Here is a 3,457-nt window from a genome sequence, read left to right on the forward strand (position 1 = left end):
TTCGGCGTGCATTAGAGCTGTCCCGTAATATTCCCGCCGTAAAACTGGGACAGGCTGTGGGCATCTCGCGGGTGATTGACGTAACCCGTACCCTGGGCATTGAGAGCCCCATGGATCCGGTGATTTCTTTGCCCCTGGGGTCAGCAGGTTTAACCCCCATGGAAATGGCTGGAGCCTATGCCACCTTTGCCAATAATGGTTGGCACTCTGACCCAACCCTGATTGCCCAGGTAACCGACAGTGATGGCAATGTGCTACTTGACAACACGCCTAAACCCCAGCTGGTGCTGGATCCTTGGGCAACAGCGGCCCTCACGGATGTGTTGCGCGGCGTCCTTGAGCGAGGCACGGCCACCAATGCTCGCATTGGTCGACCTGCGGCGGGTAAAACGGGCACCACTGACTCCCAAAAAGATGTCTGGTTTGTGGGCTATGTGCCTCAGCTAGCAGTGGCGATATGGGTTGGTAACGATAACAATAGCCCCATGGGCCGAGGGGCAACGGGCGGCAGCTATGCAGCTCCCATCTGGCGAGATTATATGGTCCAAGCGTTGCGCAATGAGCCGGTTCAGAACTTCCGTCGTCCGTCAGAGTTCATTCGTCCGTAGGGTGGGCAAAAACGAGAGCATAGGCTGACATATGTTTGATGGGGATAACGTTACCGAGGCAGGTGAGTCGCTGCATGGCTTGCTCAAGCAATATGAACAGGTCATTGCTGCTTTAGAGCCGTCTGGCTATGCCCCCCAGGTGATTTTGGAAACGTTGTTGGTGCGCGATCGCATCCAAAGCTTATTAAAAGATGGCACCCTCAATGCTCCAAATTTGGTACATCTAGATCAGTTGGATGCCCAGCTACAAACCCACGAAAATTCCTTTAGTAAAGCGTCAGACCTGGGACGATGGCGAGAGCTCTATCAGCCACAGTCAGATGCATGGTGGTGGTATCCAACCACGAAGGATGCTAAACAGCAAAATCGTTACGATTGGCTTTGGAATGGTCTGTCGATTGTTTTTTTAACCGTATCAGCCAGTTTGATTTTGAATACGGCATCGCGGTTTTGGAGTGGCGGCATTGCATCGGCAGGGACATTAGCCGTGGCAGCCCAAAGTGTGTTGACACTGATTGTAGGAAAAGGGGCGCTGACAGACTCCGGACGCAAGGCTTGGGAGCAAATTTTGAAGCGGCGTGGTGTGCCTGAGTACCACTGGCAGGAATGGAGCTGTGGGGCAGCGGGCGGTGTGTTTTTGGCAGTGGCAGGCATCCATGGATCAATGCCATTGTTTGCCACCTGGTATAACAGCTGGGGCATCAACGATTACGAGGCGGATCGCTTGGCCAGTGCCTTGCAAAACTATCAGGTGGCCCTTAACCTGAATCCTGACTATGGAGAGGCATACTACAACCTGGGGGTGTTGTATGAAGATTTACAACAGCAAGGGGATGCAATTGAGGCGTATCAGTTTGTAGTAGAGAGAGGTCCTGAGGTTGTTGAGTTGCAAACCTGGTTAGAGGCGAATAACAACTTAGGTAGGCTATACATTTTGCAAGAAGATTATCGGGCGGCGGTTGATTTTTTGTGGAGAGGAACTGAAGAAGTCCTAAAAGATGCGGCAGAACCAAACCTGGAGTTTGCGAAGGTAAAGTACAGGCTGCTGAAGAATCTGGGCTGGGCTCGATTAGGGCAGGAACGCTATTTAGATGCTGAAACAAACCTGGATGACGCAATTCTGGTTTTAGAGGAAGAGCTGATTCCTTGGGTTGAGTCCCTGCCTCCAGGTTCAGAAGAAGAGCTGCATCGCGGAGCTGCATATTGCCTGATGGCCCAGGTGTTGGATGCTCAAGAACTGCCGGATGAAGCGGATGGGTTTTGGCAAACCTGTGTGGGCGAGGCGAATCCGGGCTACCCTGACGAAGATACCTGGTTAGGGATTTATGAGCAGAGACTACAGGCTGAGGATGTAGAAGAGACGGGTGAATGACGGGTAGGGAGATGCGGAAGGAAGTAATCGACCGACTGAAGAGTCTGGGTGATACCTGGTTCCCCTTGGCAAGGGGAACCGTCAGGGAGGGGTCTTCGATACTTGCGCCATTGGTCGGGACCCCTCCGCCTGCGGCACCTCCCCTTCTAAAGGGGAGGTCAGTAGCGGCTGGTGGTGAGGCAGAGGGTGTTCAGGCCCCCAAACCCTCACCATATAACAAAATACCTAACCAACCCACTCTTCTCCATTACCGCAACCTCGGTATTCTCGCCTTTCTACTTATACTACAAGGATTCTTTCCAACAGCGGCTCTAGCCTCTGCCCGCATTGTTAGCATTCAGCGAGGAACCGTTCAGGTACAGCGTCGAGGCAGTTCTGGCTATGTGCAAGGAAGAGTAGGAACACAGCTAAATCCAGGGGATGCGTTAATTATTCCCAATCGCAAAACACGGGTGCGGGTGCAGTGCCCCAGTGGAGCCAGGCGACGGGCAACGGCAGGACGACGTTCGGGCATGCGGGTGATTTGTCCGGATTTGGCCCGGTCGACGGATCCGCGTAATGACAATGATTTGTTGCAGTTGCTGGCTGGTCAGTTTCCCTATAAGCCACAGGTTTTAGACACGGTGCCAGGGTTTTATTGGCCTGGCTTGGTAGGTGTGGATGAATATCAGGTGCAGCTATTACAGCAGGAGTATGTGCAGCCGGAATCGGAGGATGCGTTTACCTTTGCGCCACCGGAGTTGGTGGAAACGGTGGTGTGGGAATCGACAGTGTTAGGCAACAATCTGGTGTATGACGGCCCTGAATTTGAGCCGGGGGAGCGGTATCGGTTTCAGGTGATGGCTGGGACTGAGTTGCACTACAGTGTGGCGTTTCAGGCACTGGCAGTAGAGAAACAGGAAGAGGTTAGTGTTGCTACTGCTAGTCTGACGGATGGCGATGTGTTGCTAATGGCCTATGTGCATCTGGAGCAGGGACTGTTTTGGGAGGTGATTGCCACGCTGCGACCGGTAGTGGAAGCGGGCGGCGCTTCGGCAGAGATGCATCGGTTATTAGCGGAGAGTTATTTGCGGGTAGGACTACCTGGGTTGGCGGAGACGCACTATGGTGCGGCGGTGGCACTGGCGGATGAAAGTGGTGGGGTGAGGACGCGGGCTGAGGGCTGGGTTGGGTTGGCTAAGGTGGCGGCAATGCAGCAGGATGAGGCGTTGGTGCGGCAGCGGTTGGTGGCGGCGCAGGTGTTGTATAGGGCGCTGGAAATGGATGAGGGATGGTTGGAGACTATTGAGGTTTGGTTGGCGGGGTTGGATGGGGGGTAGGGGCTTGTATATTTTTGTTATGAAATTGTTTCTCCCCCTGCAAAGGGGAGGTGCCTTAGTCAGATGGGTCTCAGCAATTCCAAATTCCGACTTAAGAACAGGTGTCTGTGTCCTGGAGCTAGCAATCGAGTTGTGCACAGCGTGCCCCTATCCGATAG

General features: G+C 53.7%; 3 protein-coding genes. All 3 read left to right on the forward strand.

The features are described 5' to 3' along the window. On the forward strand, positions 1-608 hold a 608-nt coding region (locus DXZ20_RS04905; protein WP_250565624.1), incomplete at its 5' end, for a transglycosylase domain-containing protein. Positions 609-639: 31 nt separating this feature from the next. Beyond that, positions 640-1,980 (forward strand): tetratricopeptide repeat protein, encoded by a 1,341-nt coding sequence (locus tag DXZ20_RS04910; RefSeq protein WP_163696790.1) that lies wholly within the window; start codon positions 640-642, stop codon positions 1,978-1,980. Between the two features lie 11 nt (positions 1,981-1,991). After that, entirely contained in the window at positions 1,992-3,299 is a 1,308-nt protein-coding gene (locus DXZ20_RS04915; protein ID WP_163696792.1) for a tetratricopeptide repeat protein, read from the forward strand. Positions 3,300-3,457: the final 158 nt, after the last annotated feature.

Source organism: Adonisia turfae CCMR0081, from assembly GCF_011009555.1.
GTDB lineage: Bacteria > Cyanobacteriota > Cyanobacteriia > Phormidesmidales > Phormidesmidaceae > Leptothoe > Leptothoe turfae.

What these genes read in the sequence shown, in the direction of transcription:
- DXZ20_RS04910 (WP_163696790.1), top strand. Translation starts at nt 640, where the DNA reads ATGTTTGATGGGGATAACGTTACCGAGGCAGGTGAGTCGCTGCATGGC.
- DXZ20_RS04915 (WP_163696792.1), top strand. Translation starts at nt 1,992, where the DNA reads ATGCGGAAGGAAGTAATCGACCGACTGAAGAGTCTGGGTGATACCTGG.